This window comes from Psychrobacter sp. DWR1-2-3 (assembly GCF_049896465.1).
Lineage (GTDB): Bacteria > Pseudomonadota > Gammaproteobacteria > Pseudomonadales > Moraxellaceae > Psychrobacter > Psychrobacter maritimus.
This window is the reverse complement of the sequence record NZ_JAFCUJ010000007.1, coordinates 61,468-86,258: the sequence shown is the minus strand read 5'-3', so window position 1 is coordinate 86,258 and position 24,791 is coordinate 61,468. Positions and strand designations below refer to the sequence as shown.

At 44.0% G+C, this 24,791-nt stretch carries 23 protein-coding genes; 18 read left to right on the top strand and 5 right to left on the bottom strand.

The window, feature by feature from the left end; genetic code table 11:
• Positions 1-425 precede the first annotated feature (425 nt).
• The 11 genes from atpB to ACP7AA_RS11435 all read left to right on the top strand — a co-directional run bounded on the left by atpB (position 426) and on the right by ACP7AA_RS11435 (position 11,255).
• A complete protein-coding gene (gene atpB, locus ACP7AA_RS11485; protein ID WP_149490806.1) occupies positions 426-1,292 on the top strand; it encodes a F0F1 ATP synthase subunit A in 867 nt (288 codons plus the stop codon).
• Positions 1,293-1,325: 33 nt separating this feature from the next.
• Entirely contained in the window at positions 1,326-1,574 is a 249-nt protein-coding gene (gene atpE / locus ACP7AA_RS11480) for a F0F1 ATP synthase subunit C (protein WP_025651437.1), read from the top strand.
• 117 nt (positions 1,575-1,691) lie between these two features.
• Positions 1,692-2,162, top strand: coding sequence for a F0F1 ATP synthase subunit B (locus ACP7AA_RS11475; RefSeq protein WP_149490807.1), 471 nt, complete (start codon positions 1,692-1,694; stop codon positions 2,160-2,162).
• 13 nt (positions 2,163-2,175) lie between these two features.
• Positions 2,176-2,799, top strand: coding sequence for a F0F1 ATP synthase subunit delta (locus ACP7AA_RS11470; protein WP_201563681.1), 624 nt, complete (start codon positions 2,176-2,178; stop codon positions 2,797-2,799).
• 91 nt (positions 2,800-2,890) lie between these two features.
• On the top strand, positions 2,891-4,435 hold the full coding sequence (atpA, locus tag ACP7AA_RS11465; RefSeq protein WP_149490809.1) for a F0F1 ATP synthase subunit alpha: 1,545 nt from the start codon (positions 2,891-2,893) through the stop codon (positions 4,433-4,435).
• 243 nt (positions 4,436-4,678) lie between these two features.
• Positions 4,679-5,560: a F0F1 ATP synthase subunit gamma gene (gene atpG / locus ACP7AA_RS11460; RefSeq protein ID WP_201563679.1), complete on the top strand. Its 882-nt coding sequence runs from the start codon at positions 4,679-4,681 to the stop codon at positions 5,558-5,560.
• 50 nt (positions 5,561-5,610) lie between these two features.
• On the top strand, positions 5,611-7,044 hold the full coding sequence (atpD, locus tag ACP7AA_RS11455; protein ID WP_201619601.1) for a F0F1 ATP synthase subunit beta: 1,434 nt from the start codon (positions 5,611-5,613) through the stop codon (positions 7,042-7,044).
• A 115-nt stretch (positions 7,045-7,159) separates the two neighbouring features.
• Positions 7,160-7,576 carry a F0F1 ATP synthase subunit epsilon gene (locus tag ACP7AA_RS11450; RefSeq protein ID WP_201619602.1) on the top strand — a complete coding sequence of 139 codons (417 nt, stop codon included), beginning with the start codon at positions 7,160-7,162 and terminating at the stop codon, positions 7,574-7,576.
• Between the two features lie 691 nt (positions 7,577-8,267).
• The gene (locus ACP7AA_RS11445; RefSeq protein WP_021812806.1) at positions 8,268-8,984 is read left to right on the top strand and encodes a response regulator; all 717 of its coding nucleotides are present in this window, start codon (positions 8,268-8,270) and stop codon (positions 8,982-8,984) included.
• 227 nt (positions 8,985-9,211) lie between these two features.
• Positions 9,212-10,897 carry an ATP-binding protein gene (locus tag ACP7AA_RS11440; protein ID WP_426223626.1) on the top strand — a complete coding sequence of 562 codons (1,686 nt, stop codon included), beginning with the start codon at positions 9,212-9,214 and terminating at the stop codon, positions 10,895-10,897.
• A gap of 178 nt (positions 10,898-11,075) precedes the next feature.
• Complete coding sequence (locus tag ACP7AA_RS11435; RefSeq protein ID WP_201619604.1) at positions 11,076-11,255, top strand: hypothetical protein; 180 nt, start codon at positions 11,076-11,078, stop codon at positions 11,253-11,255.
• 82 nt (positions 11,256-11,337) lie between these two features.
• Here the strand turns inward: ACP7AA_RS11435 and ACP7AA_RS11430 are convergent, their stop codons facing one another.
• A complete protein-coding gene (locus ACP7AA_RS11430) occupies positions 11,338-12,732 on the bottom strand; it encodes an ATP-binding protein (RefSeq protein ID WP_426223652.1) in 1,395 nt (464 codons plus the stop codon).
• Positions 12,733-13,111: 379 nt separating this feature from the next.
• Between ACP7AA_RS11430 and rpsP the strand changes: the two genes are divergently transcribed.
• The 4 genes from rpsP (at position 13,112) to rplS (ending at position 15,605) form a co-directional block, all read left to right on the top strand.
• Positions 13,112-13,381: a 30S ribosomal protein S16 gene (gene rpsP / locus ACP7AA_RS11425; RefSeq protein WP_010197931.1), complete on the top strand. Its 270-nt coding sequence runs from the start codon at positions 13,112-13,114 to the stop codon at positions 13,379-13,381.
• A 180-nt stretch (positions 13,382-13,561) separates the two neighbouring features.
• Complete coding sequence (gene rimM / locus ACP7AA_RS11420; protein WP_201563669.1) at positions 13,562-14,095, top strand: ribosome maturation factor RimM; 534 nt, start codon at positions 13,562-13,564, stop codon at positions 14,093-14,095.
• A 147-nt stretch (positions 14,096-14,242) separates the two neighbouring features.
• Positions 14,243-15,013, top strand: coding sequence for a tRNA (guanosine(37)-N1)-methyltransferase TrmD (gene trmD / locus ACP7AA_RS11415; protein ID WP_201563667.1), 771 nt, complete (start codon positions 14,243-14,245; stop codon positions 15,011-15,013).
• A gap of 199 nt (positions 15,014-15,212) precedes the next feature.
• Complete coding sequence (gene rplS / locus ACP7AA_RS11410) at positions 15,213-15,605, top strand: 50S ribosomal protein L19 (protein WP_191690714.1); 393 nt, start codon at positions 15,213-15,215, stop codon at positions 15,603-15,605.
• 230 nt (positions 15,606-15,835) lie between these two features.
• Here the strand turns inward: rplS and ACP7AA_RS11405 are convergent, their stop codons facing one another.
• The gene (locus tag ACP7AA_RS11405) at positions 15,836-16,393 is read right to left on the bottom strand and encodes a DUF4442 domain-containing protein (RefSeq protein WP_426223625.1); all 558 of its coding nucleotides are present in this window, start codon (positions 16,391-16,393) and stop codon (positions 15,836-15,838) included.
• 444 nt (positions 16,394-16,837) lie between these two features.
• On the opposite strand from ACP7AA_RS11405, the gene ACP7AA_RS11400 reads away from it, so the two are divergent.
• Both ACP7AA_RS11400 and uvrC read left to right on the top strand, forming a co-directional pair.
• The gene (locus tag ACP7AA_RS11400; RefSeq protein WP_191690718.1) at positions 16,838-18,358 is read left to right on the top strand and encodes a DUF3360 family protein; all 1,521 of its coding nucleotides are present in this window, start codon (positions 16,838-16,840) and stop codon (positions 18,356-18,358) included.
• Positions 18,359-18,506: 148 nt separating this feature from the next.
• Complete coding sequence (gene uvrC / locus ACP7AA_RS11395) at positions 18,507-20,351, top strand: excinuclease ABC subunit UvrC (protein WP_426223624.1); 1,845 nt, start codon at positions 18,507-18,509, stop codon at positions 20,349-20,351.
• Between the two features lie 120 nt (positions 20,352-20,471).
• Here uvrC and ACP7AA_RS11390 read toward each other — a convergent pair whose 3' ends face one another.
• The 3 genes from ACP7AA_RS11390 to lgt form a co-directional block, all read right to left on the bottom strand.
• Positions 20,472-21,044: a dihydrofolate reductase gene (locus ACP7AA_RS11390; RefSeq protein ID WP_426223623.1), complete on the bottom strand. Its 573-nt coding sequence runs from the start codon at positions 21,042-21,044 to the stop codon at positions 20,472-20,474.
• Between the two features lie 44 nt (positions 21,045-21,088).
• Complete coding sequence (locus ACP7AA_RS11385) at positions 21,089-21,961, bottom strand: thymidylate synthase (RefSeq protein WP_201563657.1); 873 nt, start codon at positions 21,959-21,961, stop codon at positions 21,089-21,091.
• A 157-nt stretch (positions 21,962-22,118) separates the two neighbouring features.
• Positions 22,119-23,003 (bottom strand): prolipoprotein diacylglyceryl transferase, encoded by an 885-nt coding sequence (lgt, locus tag ACP7AA_RS11380; protein WP_201563655.1) that lies wholly within the window; start codon positions 23,001-23,003, stop codon positions 22,119-22,121.
• 156 nt (positions 23,004-23,159) lie between these two features.
• Here lgt and ACP7AA_RS11375 point away from each other — a divergent pair, with 156 nt between their 5' ends.
• Positions 23,160-24,767, top strand: a complete 1,608-nt coding sequence (locus ACP7AA_RS11375) for a DUF4139 domain-containing protein (protein ID WP_426223622.1) — start codon at positions 23,160-23,162, stop codon at positions 24,765-24,767.
• Positions 24,768-24,791: the final 24 nt, after the last annotated feature.

Here is a 24,791-nt window from a genome sequence, read left to right as displayed (position 1 = left end):
AGTAAATAAAAAAGTCATAATTGACTTTACACGAATACCACGCTGCATTAATATAGGCAGCTAAATATCTTGCTGACAAGCGCTGTATTGAGCGTTTATCGTGATAAAACGATATAAGCAGACACATATATGACATTTTTGCGTACACATGCAAGGGCTATTACTGAATCATCATAAGCCCTTTTTTGATAGCTAAAATTTATCGAATTGAGCAGTAGTCGTACATTGGTTATTCAGTTTGGTTAATGAGTAATAGCAGATTAATTAGATAGTTATGGGTTGGATGTTATTGGTTACATGAGTGCTGTCGCAGGATTTATTGATTTACTGAGTAGTAGATTCACTAAAACCGCCAACACCTCATCAGATGACAACCATATTTTTTGGTAGTTGATTAAATCGTTGATTAATAAGAAGCTTACATTATGGCATCCGAGCAAACATCATCAGAATATATCTCTCACCACTTAACGAATTGGACGTACGGCTATCTGCCGGGCGAAGGATGGAAAGTTGCCTATACTGCTGAAGAAGCAGGTTTAATGGGTTTTAAAGCTATCCACCTTGACTCTATGTTATGGTCAATCGGTCTGGGTATTTTATTTTGTGCCATCTTTTGGATGGTTGCCAAAAAAGTTACTTCAGGCGTACCAAGTAAGACTCAAGCAGCGGTTGAGATGATCGTTGAGTTTGTTGATAACAACGTTCGTGATTCTTACAGTGGTACCTCAAAATTGATTGCGCCTTTGGCGTTAACCATTTTTGTGTGGATTTTCTTGATGAACTTGATGGATCTATTACCTATCGACTTTATTCCAAGTCTTGCAGGCCTAGTTGGCGCTGCGATGGGTCATGATCCACATCATGTGTTCTTCAAGATTGTTCCAACGACTGATCCTAATATCACCCTTGGCATGTCGTTCTCTGTCTTTGCGTTGATTATCTACTATAGTATTAAAGAAAAAGGGTTGGGCGGCTTTGTTGGTGAGTTAACACTGCATCCGTTTAGCGCCAAAAACCCAATCATGCAAATTATTTTAATCCCCATCAACTTTATCTTAGAGTTTGTTACTCTGATTGCCAAACCAATCTCATTAGGTTTGCGTCTATTCGGTAACATGTATGCTGGGGAGCTGATCTTCGTATTGATTGCCCTGATGCCGTTTTGGATTCAATGGGCGTTATCTGTACCGTGGGCAATTTTCCACATCTTAATTATTACCCTTCAAGCGTTCGTATTCATGATGTTGACGATAGTTTATATGTCGCTTGCATCATCAACTGAACATTAATTATACATTCAATAGGTAAATGAGGATACATCAATGGATCCAGTATTAGGTGGTTACACAGTTATCGCAGTAGCACTGCTTATCGGTCTTGGCGCACTTGGCACAGGCATTGGTTTTGCTATTCTAGGCGGCAAGTTCTTAGAAGGTGTTGCACGTCAACCAGAACTTGGTTCACAGCTGCAAACTCGTATGTTCATCGTGGCAGGTCTACTTGATGCCGTACCGATGATTGGTGTTGGTATTGCTATGCTATTGTTGTTCGCTAACCCTCTAGCAGGTTAATCAGAAAGCTCAGTTGTAAATGTTTGGTGGTCAAAGTTTGTATATTAAACATAGCCAAAGTTTGGCTATCAAATATGATCAATGAAACTGATTTTTCATTAACAAAGAGGTGATCACGTGAATATCAATTCTACCCTCATCGGTCAAGCCATTGCTTTTGCAATATTTGTGATTTTTTGCATGAAATTCGTGTGGCCACCACTTATCGGTGCCATTAATGAGCGTCAGCGTAAAATTGCTGAAGGCTTAAACGCCGCAGAAAAAGCAAAAGCAGATTTAGCGACCGCGGAGCAAGATGTACAGCAGGAGCTTAATCTTGCAAAGACCAAAGCTGCTGCTCTAATTGAGCAAGCGAACAAGAGCGCCAATCAGCTTGTTGAAGATGCAAAATCGCAAGCCCAAGCGGAAGGCGAGCGCATTCGTCAACAAGCGCAAGCCTCTATCGACCAAGAAATCAATCAAGCGCGCGAATCATTGCGTGCCCAAGTTGCTGAACTGGCTGTACTTGGTGCAGAGAAGATTTTGCAAGACAAAGTCGATGTGCAAAAACATGCCAGTATGTTAGACCAACTGGCGGCGAAGCTGTAATTGTGAGGATATCATGGCTGACTTATCAACCTTAGCACGACCGTACGCTAAAGCCGCGTTTGACTATGCCAATGAAAACGGGGTAGTAAATGAGTGGGAAAATTTCTTATTTATTGCCAGCACCGTTGTCAGTGACAAGTCGTTCAGTACTTGGCTAGACAATCCAGCTGTTTCTGCTGAGCATAAGTCAGCTGCTTTGGTCGATCTTTATGATACAGAAGTAGCTAGCGCGAATGATTCTGCTTTTAAGCAGTTATTAGTCGAGACCCAAGGGGCTCGTCATGACAGCAACGCCAGCTATCCAAAAGTATCAGTAGCACTTAGTAACTTCGTTAAACAGTTATCAGAACAAGAGCGTCTGGCGCTGCTTCCTGAAGTTTATGAGCATTATCGCCGTCACAAGGCAATAAGCTTAAAGCAGCTTGACGCTTATGTGACCTCTGCTTATCCATTAACCGATGCCCAGCGTGATACGCTGCAAACGCGTCTTGCTGCTTCGCTCAATGCGAGCGTGGTGATTCATGAGTCGGTTGATCCTAGTCTTTTGGCGGGCGCTACGATTAAAGTCGGTGACAAAATCATCGATGATTCGATGCGTGGCAAGTTACAACAGTTAAAAACACAGCTAACTGCCTAATGCCAATCATCAGTGCAGCTTAATAAAGCTTGCGTGATATAAGAGCATTTAAGTCAGTGGCGGGTTATCATAAATTAAAGGAAACAAGGCAATGCAACAATTGAATCCAGCGGAAATCAGTAATCTGATTAAGCAGCGTATTCAAGACCTTGATGCGGGTGCAACTGCAAAGAATGAAGGCACGATTGTCAAAGTATCTGACGGTATCGTGCAGATTCATGGTCTTGAAGATGCCATGTACGGCGAAATGATTGAGTTTGAAGGTGAAATCTACGGAATGGCGCTTAACTTAGAGCGTGATTCTGTTGGTGCGGTAGTATTAGGCGACTTCCTAAAACTACAAGAAGGTCAAAAAGCCTATTGTACTGGTCGCATTTTGGAAGTACCCGTAGGTCCTGAGTTGCTAGGCCGTGTTGTTGATGCTTTAGGTAACCCTATTGATGGCAAAGGTCCTATCGATGCCAAGATGACTGATAAAGTCGAAAAAATCGCCCCAGGCGTTATCGACCGTCAATCAGTAGATCAACCAGTAATGACTGGTTATAAAGCTGTTGATACCATGATTCCAATCGGTCGTGGTCAGCGTGAGCTTATCATTGGTGACCGCCAGACGGGTAAAACCGCGATGGCTATCGATGCGATCATTGCGCAGAAATCATCTGGTATTAAGTGTGTATACGTCGCAATCGGTCAGAAACGTTCTACGATTGCCAACGTGGTACGTAAGCTTGAGCAAACTGGTGCCCTTGAATATACGACTGTAGTTGTAGCTTCAGCGTCAGAGCCAGCAGCACTACAGTATATCGCACCGTACTCAGGTTGTACGATGGGCGAATACTTCCGTGACCGCGGCGAAGATGCACTGATTGTTTTTGATGATTTATCAAAACAAGCCGTTGCTTATCGTCAGATTTCACTATTGCTACGTCGTCCACCAGGTCGTGAAGCCTATCCTGGTGACGTATTCTATTTACACTCACGTTTACTTGAGCGTGCATCACGCGTAAACGCGGCGTACGTAGAAAAATTCACCAATGGTGAAGTGGTTGGTAAAACCGGTTCTTTAACCGCGCTACCTATCATTGAAACCCAAGCTGGTGACGTATCTGCATTCGTACCAACCAACGTGATTTCAATCACTGATGGTCAGATCTTCTTAGAATCTAGCCTATTTAACTCAGGTATCCGTCCAGCAGTCAACGCTGGTATCTCGGTATCACGTGTTGGTGGTGCTGCTCAGACTAAGATTATTAAGAAACTGTCTGGTGGTATCCGTACCGCTCTAGCTCAGTATCGTGAATTGGCTGCATTTGCTCAGTTTGCATCAGACCTTGATGACGCAACGCGTGAACAGCTTGATCATGGTGAGCGCGTGACTGAACTCATGAAACAGAAACAGTATCAGCCAATGTCTATCTCTGAGCAAGCCGCAGTTATTTATGCGTCGAACGAAGGGTTCTTAGCGGACGTTCCTGTTGAAAAAATCGGTTCTTTTGAAGAAGCTTACTTACGCTATATGCATGATGAGCAGAGTGAATTGATGCGTGAGATTGATGACACTGCGAATTACAATGATGATATCGCAGGTCGTTTAAAGTCATCTTTAGAGACCTTTAAACAAAATCACAGTTATTAATTTAACGGGTTAAGCCTGAGTTGGTTAGCACTCTAGTTTAGAGTGCAAAAAGTGGCGCATTATCTGAAGGTTTCTTTTAAGGAATTCTCTTTTAAGATAGCAGCGCCACTGTTTTAACCAGCAATGGTCTAAGGTTGCGTCATGCCACAAAATGTAAAGACATTATCCAATAAGTTCAGTGTTTTATATTAAATGATTGTTGCATACGCCCATGCTTTTTAACCCTCTTATATTGGAATCATTATGGCAAGCTTAAAAGAGATACGTGCCAAAGTCACCAGTATTAAAAGTACCCAGAAAATTACTCGCGCTATGCAAATGGTAGCCGCCAGTAAAATGCGCCGTGCCCAAGAGCGCATGGAAGTGGGTCGCCCGTATGCTGATAGTATGCGCCGGGTTATTTCGCATTTGGTGCATGCCTCATCAGATTACAAACATCCGTACATGGTAACGCGTCCAGTTGATAAAGTTGGCTATATTGTCATCACATCTGACCGTGGTTTGGCGGGTGGTTTGAATATTAACCTATTCAAAGCTTTATCTAAAAGTATTCAGCAATATCAAGACCAGTCTGTACAAGCCGAGTTTGCAGTGATTGGCGCTAAAGGCGTCAGCTTCTTCAAAAACTTTGGTGGTAAAGTCACCTCAGCCGTGACTGATTATGGTGATAAACCCACGTTTGAGCAATTAAACGCGCCGGTCCAAGCAATGTTAGAAGACTATAGTAACGGTAAAATCGACCGTATCTACGTGGTCTATAACCAGTTTGTAAACGCCATGACCCAAAAGCCGATTGTCAATCAATTGGTGCCTCTACCAGAGGGCTCATTTGGTGACGAAGAAAGCGGTATTCAAACAGAATTGAGCTGGGATTATATCTACGAGCCTGACATCAAAACCTTGATTGACCAATTACTTGGTCGCTATATCGAGTCGATTGTCTATCAAGCGGTAATGGAAAACATTGCCTCTGAGCAGTCTTCACGTATGGTTGCGATGAAAGCGGCGACAGATAATGCTGGTGACCTAATTAACGATTTACAGTTGGTTTATAACAAGCTGCGTCAAGCGGCGATTACCCGAGAAATCTCGGAAATCGTTGGCGGTGCTGCTGCTGTTTCATAATTGAGACCCTTTATAAAACCAACTATATACAGAAGTTCAAGGAGAACGCAATGAGTAGCGGTCGTATTGTACAGATTATTGGCGCGGTTCTTGACGTTGAGTTTAACCGTAACGAAGTTCCTCAGATTTTTGATGCCTTGCAAGTAGACGGCACTGAAACCACCCTAGAAGTACAGCAACAGCTAGGTGATGGTATCGTACGTACTATTGCGATGGGTTCAACCGAAGGCCTAAAGCGTAACCTACCAGTGACCAACACTGGCGCACCTATTTCTGTACCAGTAGGTATGGGTACCCTAGGTCGCATCATGGATGTTCTTGGTCGTCCTATCGATGAAGAAGGTCCGGTCGCAGCAGATGAGCGTTGGTCTATTCACCGTGAAGCCCCAAGCTATGCAGAACAGTCAAACAGTACTGAACTACTAGAGACTGGTATTAAAGTTATCGATCTGCTTTGCCCGTTTGCTAAAGGTGGTAAAGTTGGTCTGTTTGGTGGTGCTGGTGTTGGTAAAACCGTCAACATGATGGAATTGATCAACAACATCGCTCTAAAACATGAAGGTTTGTCAGTATTTGCAGGCGTCGGTGAGCGTACGCGTGAAGGTAACGATTTCTATCACGAAATGCAAGAAGCTGGCGTTGTAAACACCGAAGACTTTAGCAAATCTAAAGTTGCGATGGTATACGGTCAGATGAATGAGCCACCGGGTAACCGTCTACGTGTTGCGCTGTCTGGTTTAACCATGGCTGAGTACTTCCGTGATACCAAAGATCCTGCCACTGGCAAAGGTCGTGACGTATTGCTATTCGTTGATAACATCTATCGTTATACACTAGCCGGTACTGAAGTATCAGCACTACTAGGTCGTATGCCATCAGCGGTTGGTTATCAGCCAACACTAGCTGAAGAGATGGGTATGCTACAAGAGCGTATTACGTCAACGCAATCAGGTTCTATTACTTCTGTACAAGCGGTATATGTACCAGCGGATGACTTGACGGATCCATCACCAGCAACGACGTTTGCTCACTTGGATGCGACAGTGGTACTAAGCCGTGATATCGCTTCACAAGGTATCTATCCTGCGGTTGATCCACTAGATTCAACGTCACGTCAGCTTGATCCATTGGTTATCGGTGAAGAGCATTACAACGTTGCTCGTGGTGTTCAGGAAGTTCTACAGCGCTATAAAGAGCTAAAAGACATCATCGCCATCTTGGGTATGGATGAGTTATCAGAAGAAGATAAACTAGTTGTTTATCGCGCTCGTAAGATTCAGCGCTTCTTATCACAGCCATTCCACGTCGCTGAAGTATTTACCGGTGCACCTGGTAAATATGTCCCACTACGCGATACCATTGCGAGCTTTAAAGCAATCATCGCTGGTGAGTATGATAGCCTACCAGAGCAAGCTTTCTATATGGCTGGCGGCATCGACGAAGTAGTAGCTAAAGCTGAAAAAATGAAGTCTTCTGCAGCGTAAGTTGTACTCGTATTGACTAACGAGTAGGTATAATATAAACCTTATATCTACTCTTCAGTAACGCATCGCAGTTTTTACTGTTTTTTGATCGCGCTTTGATGGTAAGGAATTAAGTATGGCAACGTTACAATGTCGCGTCGTAAGTGCTCGTGAAGAGTTGTATTCAGGCGAAATTAGCATGTTAATAGCTAGTGGTACCGAAGGCGAGATTGGTATATTGCCAGGTCACACTCCGCTTATTACTTTGCTAAAGCCAGGTGCAATGCGCGTACAAACGCCTAACGGTGAAGAAGAAGTGATTTACGTCTCAGGCGGCGTGTTAGAAGTACAGCCAAAAATGGTCACCGTACTTGCTGATACTGCCATGCGTGCACACAATCTTGACGAAAGTAAAATCGTTGAAGCACGTAACAAAGCTGAGCAAATGCTGGTCAACCAATCTGATACTGTACAAACCAATGCGGCATTAGCGTCATTGGCTGAATCAGTCGCCCAGCTACAGACTATCCGTAAATACAAAAACCGCGCTTAGTCTTATAGTTTGTAGCAAAGGTTAGAGTATTTCTTTAACTTTTCTACAGTAATAAAAAACAGTCCATCATGGGCTGTTTTTTTATACCTGTTGTTCTGATAGCTAGTAATTTTTTCTGTTAACGTATCGGTTTTGATTTGCACGGACTATACATAGAAGGTTGCTATATCACGCAAGAATTCTTAATAACCAACCAATTTTTGGTAAATGAATGAGAAGTCACTAGCGACAATGACAATATATGGTTATATTAGGGGTTAGATAAAAATTTGCTCACGATAAAAGTTTCTTACACAGATTTTCGTTACATGCATTCTTATAAAATGCATTCTTAAAAGAGTGTCCTAATTATATCTATATGAGTGAGAGGTTCAGTAGGGCAGGACGTTTGAATGATTAATAGCAAACGCTTATTTCATATAAATAATGCCTGATGCCTTTTTATCAGGATAAAGGGTATAATTTTTGGACGCAAACTAAAGTTTTAATGGGTGTAGTTTATAGGTTTTGTTAACAACTATAAGCTATAGTATAGGAAGCTGTGTGTTTAATAGTATACTGTGCTACCAAGTTTGTAACCGCTATAACGGCATCGATTGCAACAGGTTACGGATCGATTAAGTTACGGTGCTATTAATTTACCGCTCTTACTTTTACTGCTTTTAAATTAGATGTATTAGAGGATATAACAATGACAACGAATGAAGAAGACAACACCCCCCGAATCTTGATTGTTGAGGATGACGAGCGTCTGGCCATGTTGACCCAAGATTATTTGGTCAAAAACGGTTTAGAAGTGGCAATTGAAACTGATGGTAATCGCGCCATTCGTCGTATTGTCAACGAACAACCAGATTTGGTCGTGCTTGATGTCATGCTTCCTGGTAGTGATGGCTTAACCGTATGCCGTGAGGTACGTCCACACTATCAGAACCCAATTTTGATGCTGACCGCGCGCACAGAAGATATGGATCAGGTATTGGGTCTTGAAATGGGCGCTGACGATTATGTTGCCAAACCTGCGCAGCCACGTGTATTGCTCGCGCGTATTCGTGCATTATTACGTCGCTCAGAAAACGCGCCATCAGAAGATGTGCCACAGCGTTTAGAGTTTGGTGAATTGGTCATCGATAACGGCGGTCGTTCAGTGAATCTAGGTGATGAGCTGGTTGATTTCACCAGTGCAGAATATGACCTATTATGGTTATTGGCTTCTAATGCCGGTCGTATCTTGTCACGTGAAGATATCTTTGAGCGCCTACGCGGTATCGAATATGACGGTCAAGATCGCTCAATTGACGTGCGTATCTCGCGTATCCGTCCAAAAATCGGCGATGATCCAGAAAATCCTAAACGTATCAAAACCGTCCGTAGTAAAGGGTATTTGTTCGTTAAAGAAGGCAATTAATACGTTATCTTTGATACAAGTATTTAGTCTGCATCATCTTTTAATAAAAAACCAGCATCATGCTGGTTTTTTATGGCCTAAATTTTAATTTTTAAACTTAAATGCTGTGTTATGTGCTTTAATTGAGCGATAATTATCGATGCTAGATATCTAGTATCAGGTAAGAAATGCCATAATCATTTATTATCTATTAATAATTTTTCTAAATTAGGTTGGTCACGGCACGTATGTCATTAGTTTCTTCTCTTAAACATAGTATTTTTGTTCGTATCTATGCCGGACTATTAATCGTCTGCTTGTGTGTGGCATTGTTCGCCCAATTATTGATGGACACCATCAATAAAGAACGCGTACAGTCTTACCGTGAAAACATGGCGACGGGTGCCTTTCATATTGTCAGTGAAGGCATTGCGCATCAAGAGAGTGACTCTCAGCGCGAATATTGGTTGTCTGATGCGAGTAGCTTATTTGGCGCAGAATTCAGTATTGTGCCGATTAATGAGGTCGATTTTAATGCCAGTGAGCTGCGGCGCTTTGAGAAAGGCAATACTGTCGTTCGCTATGTCAGCCAGCCTGTTTATGCCGATGTCTATTATCGTTTGCCAGACAATCGAAATGTTTTAACGGCTCGCATATCGCAAGTGACTGAACAACAAGTACGGGCCATCGCTGTATTTTTGCTCGATGACTTATCGTACCATGCCACCTTGTCTGATAAGCGGGCGCGTTTGGCTGAGCTAGAGAAAAAGTTTGCTTTTCCCTTAGAATTTAAAGCGGTCACTACGCTCAATTTAGATCCTGATCAGATGGCACGTTTGCGCCGTGATGAGGTGGTCATTTTATTACAAGATACCAATACCAGTAAAAGTAACTCCTCAATCAAAGTCGTTGTACCGTCTGAAATCAATGATATGGCGATTTTAATCGGGCCGGTACCTTTGTTTAACTGGTTCCCGCTCAATCTGATTGTCAGTATGATTTTGATTAGTATGTTCCTAATCAGCTTAGGCGTGTATGCGCTTATTTTCCCGCTTGAACGCAAGCTGCAACTGATTCAAGTGGGCGTCAATGAAGTCAGTAAGGGCAATCTTGATATCAAAGTACAGGTCATCGGTCAAGATGAAATTGCGCGCTTATCCGCGACCTTTAATGCGATGACGGCGCATATCAAGCGCTTAATTGAATCGCAGCGCGAGCTGACGCGGGCAGTATCGCACGAACTGCGTACGCCGGTTGCGCGTATTCGTTTCGCTGTTGATATGCTAGCAGATACCGATGATGAAGATTCACGCTTTATGCAGCGTGATTTTATTGATGAGGATATCGAAGCACTTAACGGCTTGATTGATGAGATTTTAACTTACGCCAAGCTTGAAGAGGGCTCACCGAAACTAGATTTAGAGCCGGTCAATTTGCGAGAGTTGCTGGAGCAAATTGAGCGTGAAACCAATGCTTTAGGTAAGCCTATCAAAATAGTGACCAACCTGCCCAATGCTAAAGTAACGGCGGTTGCCGATAGACGTTATCTACATCGGGTGATTCAAAATCTTGCCGGTAACGCGCTACGTTATGCAGAGACGACCATTATCATTAGTGCTGGGGTCAAAAAAGGCAATGCTTTTGTCAGTGTGGAAGATGACGGTCACGGTATTCCAGAAGAAGATCGCGAAAAAGTCTTTATTCCGTTTTCACGCTTGGACGATAGCCGTACCCGAGCCTCAGGTGGTTATGGTTTAGGCTTGTCTATTGTGTCGCGTATCGCCTTTTGGTTTAATGGCAATATGAAAGTAGACGAGAGCCGTGAGCTTGGCGGCGCCCGCTTTGTCATGACTTGGCCTATCAAACCATTGACCCAAGTGCTTGCTGCTGATGAGCTTACCCAAGAAAAAAGTGAACGCGATTTCGATGCTTAATTAAGTCTATTTGAATGGCAATGATTACTAGGCATTAAAAGTGCTTAAACTTGTTTTGGTAGTGTGACTGGTAGAAGCTGATACATCATTGGCTAAAACAGCCGTGATTAATGATTGATTAACAACTGATGGTTTACGACAGCTTTTAAAGCAGATTAAAAATAGAGGAGGGCAAAGGATGCCGTATTTATTTGGTGGTTTAGTGGTATTGAACGCAGCAGCGCTCGGTTATTATTTATTCCTGCAACAGCCAACCAACACTGAGACGCTAAAGGCTGCGCAGAATGAAATAACCCAGCCTTTAGCCTTTACCAATAGTGCGGAGTATATTCCGCCTATCATTGGTACTAGAGAGTAGTACGGCTCGTTTGGCTAACAACTAATAATTCACAATGAATAGCTATTAACCAAACTTTGGCTGTGATGTCATTATTGTTTATCTACAAATCATTTATATTATCATCAGGGATCGATGATTTGTCGTTTTCAACATCTAATGGCGGCTCACCTGCCACTTTAGAGATGAGTGGGATACGCACACAAACTTGTAGCCCGCCATCTGGATGATTAATCGCCTCAACCGTCCCATGATGCAAGCGCGCAATACGGTCGACAATCGCCAGACCAAGCCCGCTACCTTGCGTGGTACGCGCTGATTCGCCGCGCTCAAACGGTTGCATGACACGCTCTAACTGGTCTTCTGCGACCCCATCGCCACAGTCGCGCACACATATCACCAATTGCTCTTTTGCTTCTTTATTGACCTCGTTTTCAGTAACCACATCGCTGTCTTCTATCTCAGCCGTCTCTATAAAGGTCGGTACGACGGTCGCTGATAAATAAATCGGTGCTTTGCCGTAACGCTTGGCATTATTGACCAAATTGATAACCAAACGTTTAATTGACATCGGCCGTATAGGAACCACTTTGTGACATTCAGACTGGTAAATGAATTCCAGCGGCGCAAATTGCACCATGATTTCATTAAAGATGGTATCTAAATTGGTCAGGCGTACCGGTTCATCAGAACCGTCTTTCATAAATGAAATAAACTGCTCTAAAATCGCATCCATATCCTCAATATCGTAAATCAAACCTTCACGGAAAAAATCATCAGGCAGCATCTCAGCGGTCAAGCGCATACGCGTTAGCGGTGTGCGCAAATCGTGCGAGATACCGGCCAGCATAATCGTCCGCTCTTTTTGCGCTTGATTCAGAGTGGTAAATAAACGGTTGAAGGCCATATTAACTTGGCGTATTTCAGTCGGTCCGTTATGGGTCGGTAACGTAGTGGCATGACCCAAGCGAATATAATTGGTTGCTGCGCGCTGCAAATACCGTAACGGACGATTTAATTGCCGTGCCAATAAAATAATAGTCAGCAAGGTCAAAATAGGCAGGCCTACTAAGAATAACCATAGTAGCGCAGGGCTATATTGCGAGTAATATACCACTGGTTCGCGAATCCAAAAGCTGGTATCACGGCTGTCTTGCACCCACAGCTGCGGCGTTGGTTTAAACTTAAAATACACCTCAACTGGACGCCCCAACTGTGCGCCAATTTCGCGTTGTAGCACATCGGTGAACACGCCAACAAAGGCTTTATCTTCTATCGTCGGAAAGTCGCTAGGGTTATTGACCACCACCACGTGTGAGTGCTGATAAATCCATTGCCGCACGGCAGGGTTATGTTTCCAGTCTTGGTTAACGCTGTTCATTAAGCGTAACTCGCTGGTCAGATAGCGAGCATGGTTTTTAAGCTCGGGTAAATACAGACTACGCCAAAAAAACGAAATCGATACCCCAACACTGATGATGACAATAAACGCCACCATTAAGGTGGTCAGCCAAGTGTTGGAGTAGGAGCGGGCAAGCCGACCTTTGCGCCGAGGTTGCGTGCGCCGTGGTTGCGATTTTGGTGTGGTCATAAGAGTCCAAGTTGTACGGTTTGATAGTAGGGTTTGGTCTTAGCGTTTGCTTGTAGGATAGCATAATCAAATAATGCGGTTGTTGGCTTTACCGATAGAATTAGTAGCCAATTTAATAGGGTCAAGCCCAATAAATAGACCACGAATTATGAATTATGTTTTACATGCATTGCTATTTAAGCTATTGTTAATAAATAATTAAATAAGCACAGTTTATGTTTTCAATAAAACAAGACTGTGCTATAATTATGCCCTTTTTGGTATACCTGCGAAAGAGAGAATTCACATGGTTGTTATTCGTTTAGCACGGGGCGGTGCCAAGAAACGCCCATTTTATCAAGTAGTTGTTGCTGATCAACGCCGCGCGCGTGACGGTCGCTACATTGAAAACATCGGCTTTTTTAACCCACTCGCTAAAGAGTCTGAAGAAGCAGTACGCCTAAACATGGAAGCGTACAATGCGTGGATCGCTAAAGGTGCACAACCTTCAGATCGCGTTGCTTCATTAGCAAAAGCTTATAACAAGTCTGTAGCTCAAACTGAAGCAACTGCTTAAGTTTTGGCTACTAAGTACTGATAGCGTGATGTTTGCGTTTATTAGTCGACTTTAGAAAACATAGCGTAACTGGTCTGACCAGGGTACGCCATTAACTGTTTATTACTTTTGATTGCGTTTATCGCTTTTGATTGAACTGTATTCAGCATTGCTGTTTTAATCATCGTTAGGTTAGCCGTTATGTCATCTGTTCCAAACGCTAGTGCACTTATGAAAATCGGTCAGCTAAAAAAGCCTTATGGCATTAAAGGCTGGCTGTGGGTATTTAGCGATACGGATGATCGTACGGCAATATTTGACATGCAGCCTTGGTGGATGAAAACTGCTACTGGCATGAAGCCTTTGACCGTAAAGGCTTGGCGTGAGCAAGGGACGGGCATTGTCGCTCAATTTGAGCAGATTCCTGACCGTAACCTTGCTGAGACCATGAATGGGGTAACCCTTTGGGTCGAACAAAACGTTTTGCCAGAAACAGCGGAAGACGAATATTATTGGTCGGATTTGGTCAGCTTGCGCGTGATAAACGAGCAAGATGAGTATCTAGGCAATATCACTGAAATGTTTGAAACCGGTGCCCATGACATCATGCGCGTAACGGCAAATTCAGACAGTTTAGATAAAGAAGAGCGCCTGATACCGTGGCATAAGCAAACAGTGATTGAAGTCAATATGACTGAAAAAACCGTGCTTGTGGCATGGCCAAGTGATTATTAATAATAAGTGATTATTAATCAGTAATGGTTAATAAGGTCTTATTAAGACAAGCTGTAGTGAGATAAGTTTCGACTTTATCGTTAAAGGTTGTTGATAGTCACACCGATTTATTTAGCCACTGTTATCCCTTGTGCAAGTAGACATCAGATGTATTTTGCCGTGATTAGTATTTTCCCTGAAATGTTTGCCACGATTCGTGAGTTTGGAATCACGGGTCGGGCAGTCATTCAGGAGCAAGTCACGATTGAATGCATCAACCCGCGTGATTATACCACTGATAATTATCGCCGTATTGATGAGCGCCCGTATGGCGGCGGTCCTGGCATGGTGATGATGGCTGAGCCATTATCCCAAGCCATTGAGGATGCCCGCCTACGAGCCAGTCAGCATGGTTGCCGTGTCGATAGTGAGCATTGTCCGGTGATATATATGTCACCACAAGGCAAAACGCTCAGCGAGAGTAGTGTGGTCAGTATGACTGAGTACGATGGCATGATTTTATTATGCGGTCGTTACGAAGGTATTGATGAGCGCTTACTGTCGCAGTATGTCGACATGGAGATATCGCTCGGTGATTATGTCTTAACGGGTGGTGAGCTACCAGCCATGGTACTGATGGATAGTGTGATACGTCGTCTGCCTGATATTATGGGTGATGATAAGTCAGCTGAGCAAGACTCGTTTGTCGATGGCTTGCTTGATTGTCCACATTATACTAAGCCGCATGAGTTTGCTGGTATGGCCGTCCCTGAAGTATTACTTTCAGGACATCATGCCAATATCGCTAAGTGGCGCTTTAGCCAACAGGTCAGCCGCACGCAAGCGCGGCGTCCCGATTTGTGGCAAGCGTTTACCCCAACGGTAGAGCAAGCAAAGTGGCTTAAAGCATTGGCTAAAGCAGATAAAAAGCCACGTTAATAGCGGTTAAAAACATAAACAGTTAAGCAATAAAATTTTGAGCAGTAATAAAACGAGTCATAGCATAATGGCCGTTTGTCATAACCCATTTACGTTGTAGCTATTACTAATCCAAGATATTAATAACAGCTATGATTAATTATTACAAACAGGTGATATGCGTCAAGCCTCTATTATCTAATGTGAGGAGATAACTCTCATGAGCAACAAGCATCCATTGGTTCAGGTCATCGAAAATGCTCAATTGATTGAGCGCCCAAGCTTTGCACCCGGCGATACCGTTGTGGTTCAAGTAAAAGTACGTGAAGGTGAGCGTGAGCGTTTACAGGCTTTTGAAGGCGTTGTAATTGCTAAGCGTAACCGCGGTCTAAACTCAGCATTTACCGTTCGTAAAATTTCAAGCGGTGTTGGTGTTGAGCGTGCATTCCAATTGCATTCACCAATCATTGATAGCATTGAAGTGAAACGCCGTGGCGCAGTTCGCCGTGCGAAACTATACTACTTACGTGAGCGCTCTGGTAAATCAGCACGTATCCGCGAAAAGTTGGTTGCTCGTGCTCCTAAAGCGGCTCAGAAAAAAACTGACGCTTAGACTGTACCGAGTATCTGATTTTAAGCATCGCGCTTAAAATTACTTTTATGATTCAGCTGTCTATTGTACAGCTGCATTATGAAGTAAAAGTAGATACAAGCCCTTATTCATAGGTTTATTTATAAATAAGCGGGCCATACCAAAAAAGACAAAACCCCAATCTGTGCGCATGCCAGATTGGGGTTTTTGTATGTGGGGCTTTATTTTAATTGAACGCTTTAAACTTAACGTTAGCTTTCAAGGTTGTCTATACGGTTGGTTTGGTCTTTAGATTTGCTGTACTTACGCAGTCGAATATAAAGGGTCTTAGTCACAGTCGCGATGACTTTTTGTTGTTCATCGACGATATCGACTTTATATTCACGAAATACCGGCTCACCTTCTTTAGCCAATTCTTGAATAGTAATAATCTCGGCGCTAGGAATTTTCATGCGCGCGGTGACTTTGCTAAGACCAGGGGCAATAAATTCAATGTGTGAGCTTTTATCCCAAACCACGTAGCTGCTACCGAGTTGGTGCATCAGCATCAGCATATAAAATGGATCAACCATCGAATATAGACTGCCACCAAACTGGGTGCCGACGATATTCTTATTTAAGCTATTTAGCCCCATGTTGACCACGCATAAACCTTGGTCTAGGTTGATATGCTCAATCTTGATACCGGCACCGATGTAGGGCGCATAAGTGTTGATACGCAATTTAAGCAAATAAGGGGTGAGTAATGGCATGATGTTTTTTTTGGCATTACGTTTCAGCGTTTCAAGATTTTTAGGCAGTAAACTCATCAATATTTCCTATTGGCTTTTCCGGTTTTGCTAATCTTATCGTATGGATTTTTTTATCGTATAGGTTGTTTTTATTGTATGCAGTCAACCTTGACCGCCGTGCTTGCTGCTTTTAAATGCGAGCTATCAAGCAATGGGCGATAAAAAGATATTTATCATAGTGAAAAACACCTAAGCTCACCAGCTTTAAAGCGTAACAAGCGCAAAATGACCATGATACCGCTTATCGTTTCCGTGGATTCATTACATTTTTATAAGTGTTACCTGCTAAGCCATAATAAATACTTTTCATAACGATACGTATGGTATCTTTTCATATATAAAGCCTCGCATTATCCTTACTGATGCCTTACAATAGCCGCAATTTTGTTTTGGGCAGCGTCATATTTACCCGCTCTTAGGGTAGTAGCGCCGCTCAAACCTCAGTCGACATAAGGAAATGTGATGAGTGGTACACAGCTTCCCGCCTCAGGGTCTAACCCGCAGCAACCAACCCCTTCTGATAGTGATTTGCAAGACAGCTATGTAGACTTACATAAGCCCAATTCTAGTTTTAAAAATCGTAACGCCTATCTCAATCATGAATTGCAAATCATGCAGCCGAAACGCTGGCGACCCAATCTGCCGTTCCGTGATTATCGTTTTGAATATGAAGATACGATTCCGGCGATGGCCGCGACCATTGGTAAAGTCGTGATGGTGGGTGCTATTGCGGCAACCTTTGCCGGCCCGCTTGGTTTAGGTGATGCCTTTGTCCTAGAAAACGTCCGCTATGAGCTGCTAATCGTTTCATTTTTTATTATCTTATTCTCAGGTTTCCTACTACCAACTGCTAACCTTGCCGGTACGCACGGTCCACTGATTCCGCTCATTCCTATCGTCGTTGCTGCTGGCGGTCACCCAATGGCCTTCGGTTTGCTAATCGGTGCTTTTGGCTTGTTACTTGCCATCAGTAAAGGAGGTAGTTTGCTAGCAAACTTGACCAGTAAAGGCGTGTGCGGTGGCTTGCTGTTGTATCTGGGCTTTATTGGTACCATCTCGCAAGTCAAAAACCTATTTGCGTGGGCAGAAGGTATTGGCATGGCGCATATTGCCTTTGTGGTCATTTTACTGACGATTATCTTATATGCGGTGTTAGAGAACTTCCAAAAGCGCTGGCTTGCGGTACCGTTAAGCTGTCTGTTAGGTGGCGGGGTTGCCTTTGCGATGGGTGCACCCTTTGTTTTTGAAACGGCACCGGGTTTACCGCACATGAACCCTATGTATTGGTGGGGTGAAGATACCGGTTGGATGCTCGGATTGCCAACCATTGAAAGCTTCGTTGTGGTGTTACCCTTTGCGGTGTTGGCCGTCGCCATGTGGTCGCCAGACTTTTTAGGTCATCAAGTCTTTCAAAAAATTAGCTATCCAAAACGCACTGAGCGCGTGCTTATGGATATCGATGATACCATGACCAGTGCTTCTATTCGTCAGGTAGCAGGTTCTTTATTAGGCGGTGCAAACTTTGCGTCGTCATGGGGCACGTATATTGTACCCGCCGCAATTGCCAAACGTCCTATTCCAGCTGGTGCGGTATTAACGGGCGTATTTTGTCTTATTGCCGGTATTTGGGGTTATCCCATGGATTTGGCTATTTGGGAACCGGTGATGTGTGTGGCGCTGATTGTTGGTGTCTTTATCCCATTGCTTGAAGCTGGGATGGAGATGACACGCGAGGGCAAAACCACTCAGTCTGCTGCTATTGTTGTCTTTGCGTCAGCCTTGGTAAATCCAGCCTTTGGTTGGTCAATTACTCTAGTACTGGATAATTTAGGCTTAATTGGCTCGAAAGAGCGTAGTGCCAATCTGACCAAAATGAGCCGCTGGATTATTCCTGTGGTCACGTTTGTGATATTAACAGGGGTGATGGCAATCGTCGGTATGTTGCCAGGTATCCCAGCATTATTACCAAATTTCCGTCACTAGTCGCACTGTAGGGTTGTTTTTCTGCAAAAAGTCAGCCTTGGTGCTGGCTTTTTTTATGGTTGTTGCTAAGCTGATAAAGGTTCTTGTAAAACACTCACTATCGCCCCATAAATAGCTATATATCAGTATCTTGAGAGCAGTAAATTCTATGGTTAATGTCTCAGCATCGAGTCCCGTCGACGATAAAAAAGCCCGTCTTAAGCATTTGATTCAGCGCCTGCCAAATTTGCCAGGGGTATATAAAATGCTCGGTAAAAATGGCGATATTCTTTATGTCGGTAAAGCCAAGTCGCTTAAAAGTCGCGTCAACAGCTACTTTGCCAAGACCATTGACCATCCAAAGACGCGAGCGTTAGTCGCGCGGATTCATAATATCGAAACCATTATTACTCGTAGTGAAACTGAAGCGCTGCTGCTCGAGCAAAATCTGATTAAAGAACACCGTCCGCCTTATAACGTGCTATTGCGTGATGATAAATCTTATCTTTATGTGTTTATCTCAGCCGATAAACCTTATCCCAGATTGGCTTATGGTCGCGGTAAAGGCAATCACCAAAAAGGCCGGTTTTTTGGTCCTTTCCCTTCTGCGCATGCGGCAAAAGAGACCCTGGTGCTCATGCAAAAAATGTTTCAGATGCGCCAATGTACCAATACCTTTTTTAAACAGCGCAAGCGCCCTTGCCTTGAGTATCAGATTAAGCGTTGCCGTGCGCCCTGTGTTGGTTTGGTATCGCCAGAAGAATATGCGGAAGATGTGAATAACACCATTCGTTTCCTAAAAGGCGATTCTAGCGATATCCATAGTACGCTGATTGAAAAAATGGAAGGCGCGGCTGAAGTTTTAGATTTTGAAAAGGCGGTCTTTTATCGGGATCAGCTGTCTATGCTGCGTGAAGTCCAAGCAAAGCAAGCCGTTTATACCGTACAAGGCGAGGCCGACGTAATAGCTATTGCCAGCCAAGCAGGCATGACCTGTGTCAATGTATTGACGGTGCGCGGCGGGCGCGTGCTAGGCGGTAAGAACTATTTCCCTGATGTTGATAGCAGTGAGCCTCTTGCTGATAATTTATCAGCGTTTATTACTTCATTCTATTTTCAGGTGACCGATGACTTGCCAGCAGAAATTATCTTAAGTCATGAGCTACCCGATCAGATAGCGGTGAGTGAAGCACTGGCAACGCATTTTGGTAGCAAAGTCGTCATTAAAACCAATGTCCGTGAGCACCGCGCTGAGTGGTTAGATTTGGCAAAACTTAATACCAATAATGCGCTAAAAACCAAACTTGGTGATTATTTAGAATTGCATGCCCGCTTTGGCGTGCTTAAAGAGGTGCTAGCAGAGGTTACTGATCGAACCATCGACCGTATCGAGTGTTTTGATATCTCGCATACCATGGGTGAGGCGACCATCGGTAGCTGCGTGGTCTTTGACCAAGGTGGCTCGCGCCGCCGTGATTATCGCCAATATGCGATTCATGATATTGTCGGCGGTGATGACTATGCGGCGATGAAGCAAGTGCTAACGCGGCGTTATAAAAAGCAGCCATTGCCTGATTTATTGCTGATTGATGGTGGTAAAGGTCAGCTCAGTATGGCAAAAGAGGTGCTGGTAGAGTTGGGCATTTTAGGCGATACCTTACTTATCGGTGTGGCAAAGGGCGAGGGGCGTAAGGCTGGGCTTGAGGTATTGCATTTCCTTGACCACGAGCCGCTTGATTTACCGATGGATAGTAAGGCGCTGCATTTATTGATGCATATTCGCGATGAAGCGCATCGTTTTGCCATTACTGCGCACCGTAAGAAGCGTGATAAGCGCCGTTCGTCATCAGTGCTAGAGGTTATACCGGGGCTGGGTGAAAAGCGTCGTCGTGACTTGCTTAATCACTTTGGTGGTATGCAGCAATTACTTGGTGCGTCACAGCAAGAGCTGGCTGGCGTGCAGGGAATTGGTCCGATATTGGCGAAAACTGTTTATAAAGTGCTGCATGAATAGTTTAGGCGATATGGGCTAAATTTAAGTTTCTGCTAATAAAATTCAATAAGAAAAAGAGGCTGTCTTAGAATTATCTAGGACAGCCTCTTTTTGTTAATATTTTAAATTCATGAACTGCTATTATTTAGTAGCTTCTCTTTTATAAGTCACAAACTTAAAATCTAGCCCACTTTTCTCATCGTGAACTTGCTCAGATTCTTCTGCGACTACAAACTCATTTGGCAGCTCAGGATAAAAGGCATCGCCATCCGTAATGTCAGTATCGACATGCGTTAGCTCGACACGGTCAGTATACATCATCGCTTCTTTAAACACGCGCTCGCCGCCGATAACCCAAATGGTATCAAGGTGCGCACCATGAGCCAAACTTGCCGCTTGGGTGAGTGCATCGTCTAAATTATGCATCACATAAGCTTTTTCACTACCGACCAAGCCACTTTGCTCAGCATAATCTAATTGGCTGGTGATGATAAAGCTGATACGTTTTGGCAATGGTCTGCTGCCCATCGACTCAAAAGTCTTACGACCCATGATGACGATACCTTGTATTGCGCCATCGCTTTGCTTGGTCGTCATACTTTTGAAATGCTGCAAGTCTGTAGAGATATGCCACGGCAGCTCATTTCCTTTGCCGATACAGCGATTACTACTGATAGCCGCAATCTGGGCAACTTCGGTATTGGCATAACTCATAACCTATCCTTTTTATTGTTTTTTAACATTCAAGCGATAAAAACTTAGACGGCAACTTTGGCTTTAATGGCAGGATGCGACTCATAACCATCGACGCTGATATCGTCATAGTTAAAGGCAAAAATATCGGTCACATCAGGATTCAGGGTCAAAGTTGGCAAGCTATAAAGCTCACGTGTCAGTTGCAGCTCAACTTGCTCGCGATGGTTTTGGTAAATATGACAATCGCCGCCCGTCCAAACAAATTCACCAACTTCTAAACCACACACTTGCGCCACCATATGGGTAAGCAAGGCGTAGCTAGCGATATTAAATGGCACACCGAGGAATAAATCGGCTGAGCGTTGATAGAGCTGGCATGACAGTTTATTGTCAGCCACAAAAAACTGAAATAAAGTATGACAAGGTGGCAACGCAACTTGCTCCGCTTCAGCGGGATTCCAACCAGAAACGATTAAGCGGCGCGAGTTGGGGTTGTTCTTAATTTGCTCAATAACTTGGGTAATTTGATCGACGCCATCGTTCTCATAGCTGCCATCTTCACGCTTGGTCGCGCCATAATTGCGCCATTGATGACCATAGATAGGACCGAGGTCGCCCGCTGGACGGTTAAAGCGCGCGGTTTGCTCAGCGGTCGCCCATTCGTTCCAGATGCGCACGTTATTTTCTTGTAAATAATCGACGTGGGTGCTGCCACTTAAAAACCAAAATAGCTCATAAACGATGGATTTAAAATGGACTTTTTTGGTGGTTAATAAGGGAAATCCATCGGCTAAGTCAAAACGTAGCTGCGCACCAAAGTGACTCAGCGTACCGGTGCCAGTACGATCGCCTTTTTCAGTGCCATGAGTAAGGACGTGTTGTAGCAAGTCTAAATAGGCTTGCTCATTTTTACTGTTATGGTAATGACTGCTCATAAAATTGCTCTTTTACGTTGTGAAAACGTCTCTTTAATTTAGTTCTCAAGAATATGGTTCTTAAAAACAAAGTTCTTAAAAACATAGACTTTAAAATATAGTTCTTAAAATCATGCTTAATATAGCTTTTAATAGGGTAGTTGTTGCTAAATAGGGCTTAATAAGCTGACTGTTTACCCCAATCATAAATACCGCGTTTATAAGCGTAAATCAGCATGATTAAGCCTGCGATAATCATCGGTGCGCTTAAGAGCTGCCCTTTGGTCATCCAGCCTAATAAGATAAATCCTTGGTCAGCGTCTGGCTGGCGGAAGAATTCAATGATAAAGCGGCTGATACCGTAACCCAATAAGAAGACCGCGGATGCTGCCATCCGTGGGCGCGGTTTTGATGAATACCACCATAAAAAGATAAATAGAAGCAAACCTTCGGCAAAGGCTTCGTATAGCTGCGATGGATGGCGCGGTAATAAATACTGTCCATTTACCTCAAGCATCAATTCTTGTAGCTCAGGATTGCTCTGTAATTGCTCCATATCAAAGGCAGCGGCTTGCGGGAAATAAGTCAGCCAGTTGTAACCACCATCTGAGACGCGCCCCCATAGCTCACCATTGATATAGTTACCGATGCGACCGAATAATAAGCCCGTCGGTACGCAAGGCACGATAAAATCGAACACTTGAAAGGCAGTCTTTTTATACTTACGAGCAAAGAACCACATGCCTAACATGACGCCGATAAAACCACCGTGGAAAGACATGCCGCCTTCCCAAACTCGTAACAGATACGCAGGGTTTTGTAAAAGCTCGCCGAATTGATAAAACAGCACATAGCCGATACGACCGCCTAAAATGACGCCAAGCGCCCCATAAAAGACCAAATCAGAGACCATATCGGTGGTCCAATTGTCGCGTTTGGTGCTGCGATACCACGCCAGACCATAAGCGGCAGCAAAGGCCAACAGATACATTAAGCCATACCAGTGCACTTCTACTGGTCCCAAAGATAGCGCTACGGGATCATACTGAGGGTGAATCATCATAAGAGCATCATATTATTGATAATGGAATGTAGCTCATAATAGCAAAATTCATCCGTTGCGAATACTGTGATAAGTGAATGGTTCATTGAATGGATAGCAAAGCGTTGCAAAAACCGATAAGATGAAAAAAAGCGCTTCAATTTCTAAGGAACCCTTATGCAGCCATATTTATCGAAACTATCCTTGCTAGGCGTAGTAGCATCAGGCCTAGCGCTGTGGGTTCCTATGAATGCACAAGCAGCGATGAGCAATATTGATAACATTACCATTTATCAAGGTTTAGCTAGCGTGACGCGTTCCTTGCCAATCAATGGCAATGGCGAGCAGACGTTGGTTTTTTCTTGCTTATCGCCGACTATTGATCCAGAAAGTATCAGCGTACAAGCATTGGGCAATGTCAATGTTGGTGAAGTCAGTATCGAAACGTTAAGCGCTGCGCAAGCGGCACAATGTCAATATGGCCAATATCAAGGTGAAGCCAAGGTACAGAGCCAGCAGAATAATCTCACCGATATCAGCGCTGAATTAGAAGCGGCACGTTTAACCAAAGCCTATTTGCAAAACCTTACTAAAGTGACGCAAATCAATACGGCTGGTACTCTTGCGAATAATGCCCGCGATTTAGAAACGCAAGCGGCAAGTATTAATAAAAGGATAGTCGAGCTACAACAGCGAGAAGCGCAAGCGAAAGATGCGCTCAATCAGCTGCTAGCCGGCAGTACTACCTCGAAACAGAATAGTGTGACCCAAGTCAGTGTACGTACTGCCAGTCGCACGCCAAGCACCGTTAAACTGCATTATCAAGTGCGCGGTGCCAGTTGGGAGCCGACTTATCAAGCGCGCTTAAATACCGATAGTAAGCAGCTGAATATCACCGCTTCTGCCATCATCGCCCAACAAACGGGAGAGAACTGGAGCAACGTGCCGGTTATCCTAAGCACCGTTAATCCCAATCAAACGACCACCAGCCAGTTGCCAAGAGTTGAGCGTTTGTCGTTATATGAGGAAGAGCAGGCTAAGTTAAGCCGTTATGCACAACCAATGATGGAAGCGGCGCCAATGGTCGTGTCTGCAAGAGACAATTATGGTGGAGCAGGGGCTGCAGAGATGCCACCGCTACCGAGCTTTAGCGTCAGCAGTCAAAATAAAAATGGCATCACCGAATATAGACTGCCGCAGCGGGTCAGTATTCCAAGTGATGGCAGGCGCGTACGCACGGTCATTGATGAGCAATCTGGCACCAGTAAGCTTTGGCTACGTAGCACACCAAGTGCCGAAGCTGCCGCTTACTGGTATGCGTCTGCGCCGTTTTTGACGCCGGCTTGGGCAGATGGCTCGTTGCAGTTATACCGCGATGATAACTATGTTGGACAGTCGCGCTACAACTATCAAAACCTAAAAGAGCAGGGTATCGGTTTTGGTATTGACCCAAGTTTACTGGTGAAGCAGCTGACCGATGAAAATAAGCAAGGCGATAAAGGCGTGTTTAACCGTCAGCAAACCAAAACCATCACCCAAGCTTATCAGTTTACCAATCAGCACAATCGTAGCGTGCGCTTGCAAGTGTTAAGCGCTGAGCCGGTTAGTAGCGATGACAGTATTAAAGTCACCGCGGCGCACACGCCAGCTATTAGCCAAAAAGACTGGAACGATAATAAAGGCATGGTCGCTTGGGAGTTTGATTTGCCAAGTAAGCAAGCGCAAGTGGTGCAATCGACGTATCAAATCAGCTACCCTGCCGATAAAAAATTAAGCACCAATTAATACTAAATCAGAACCACGTACCAA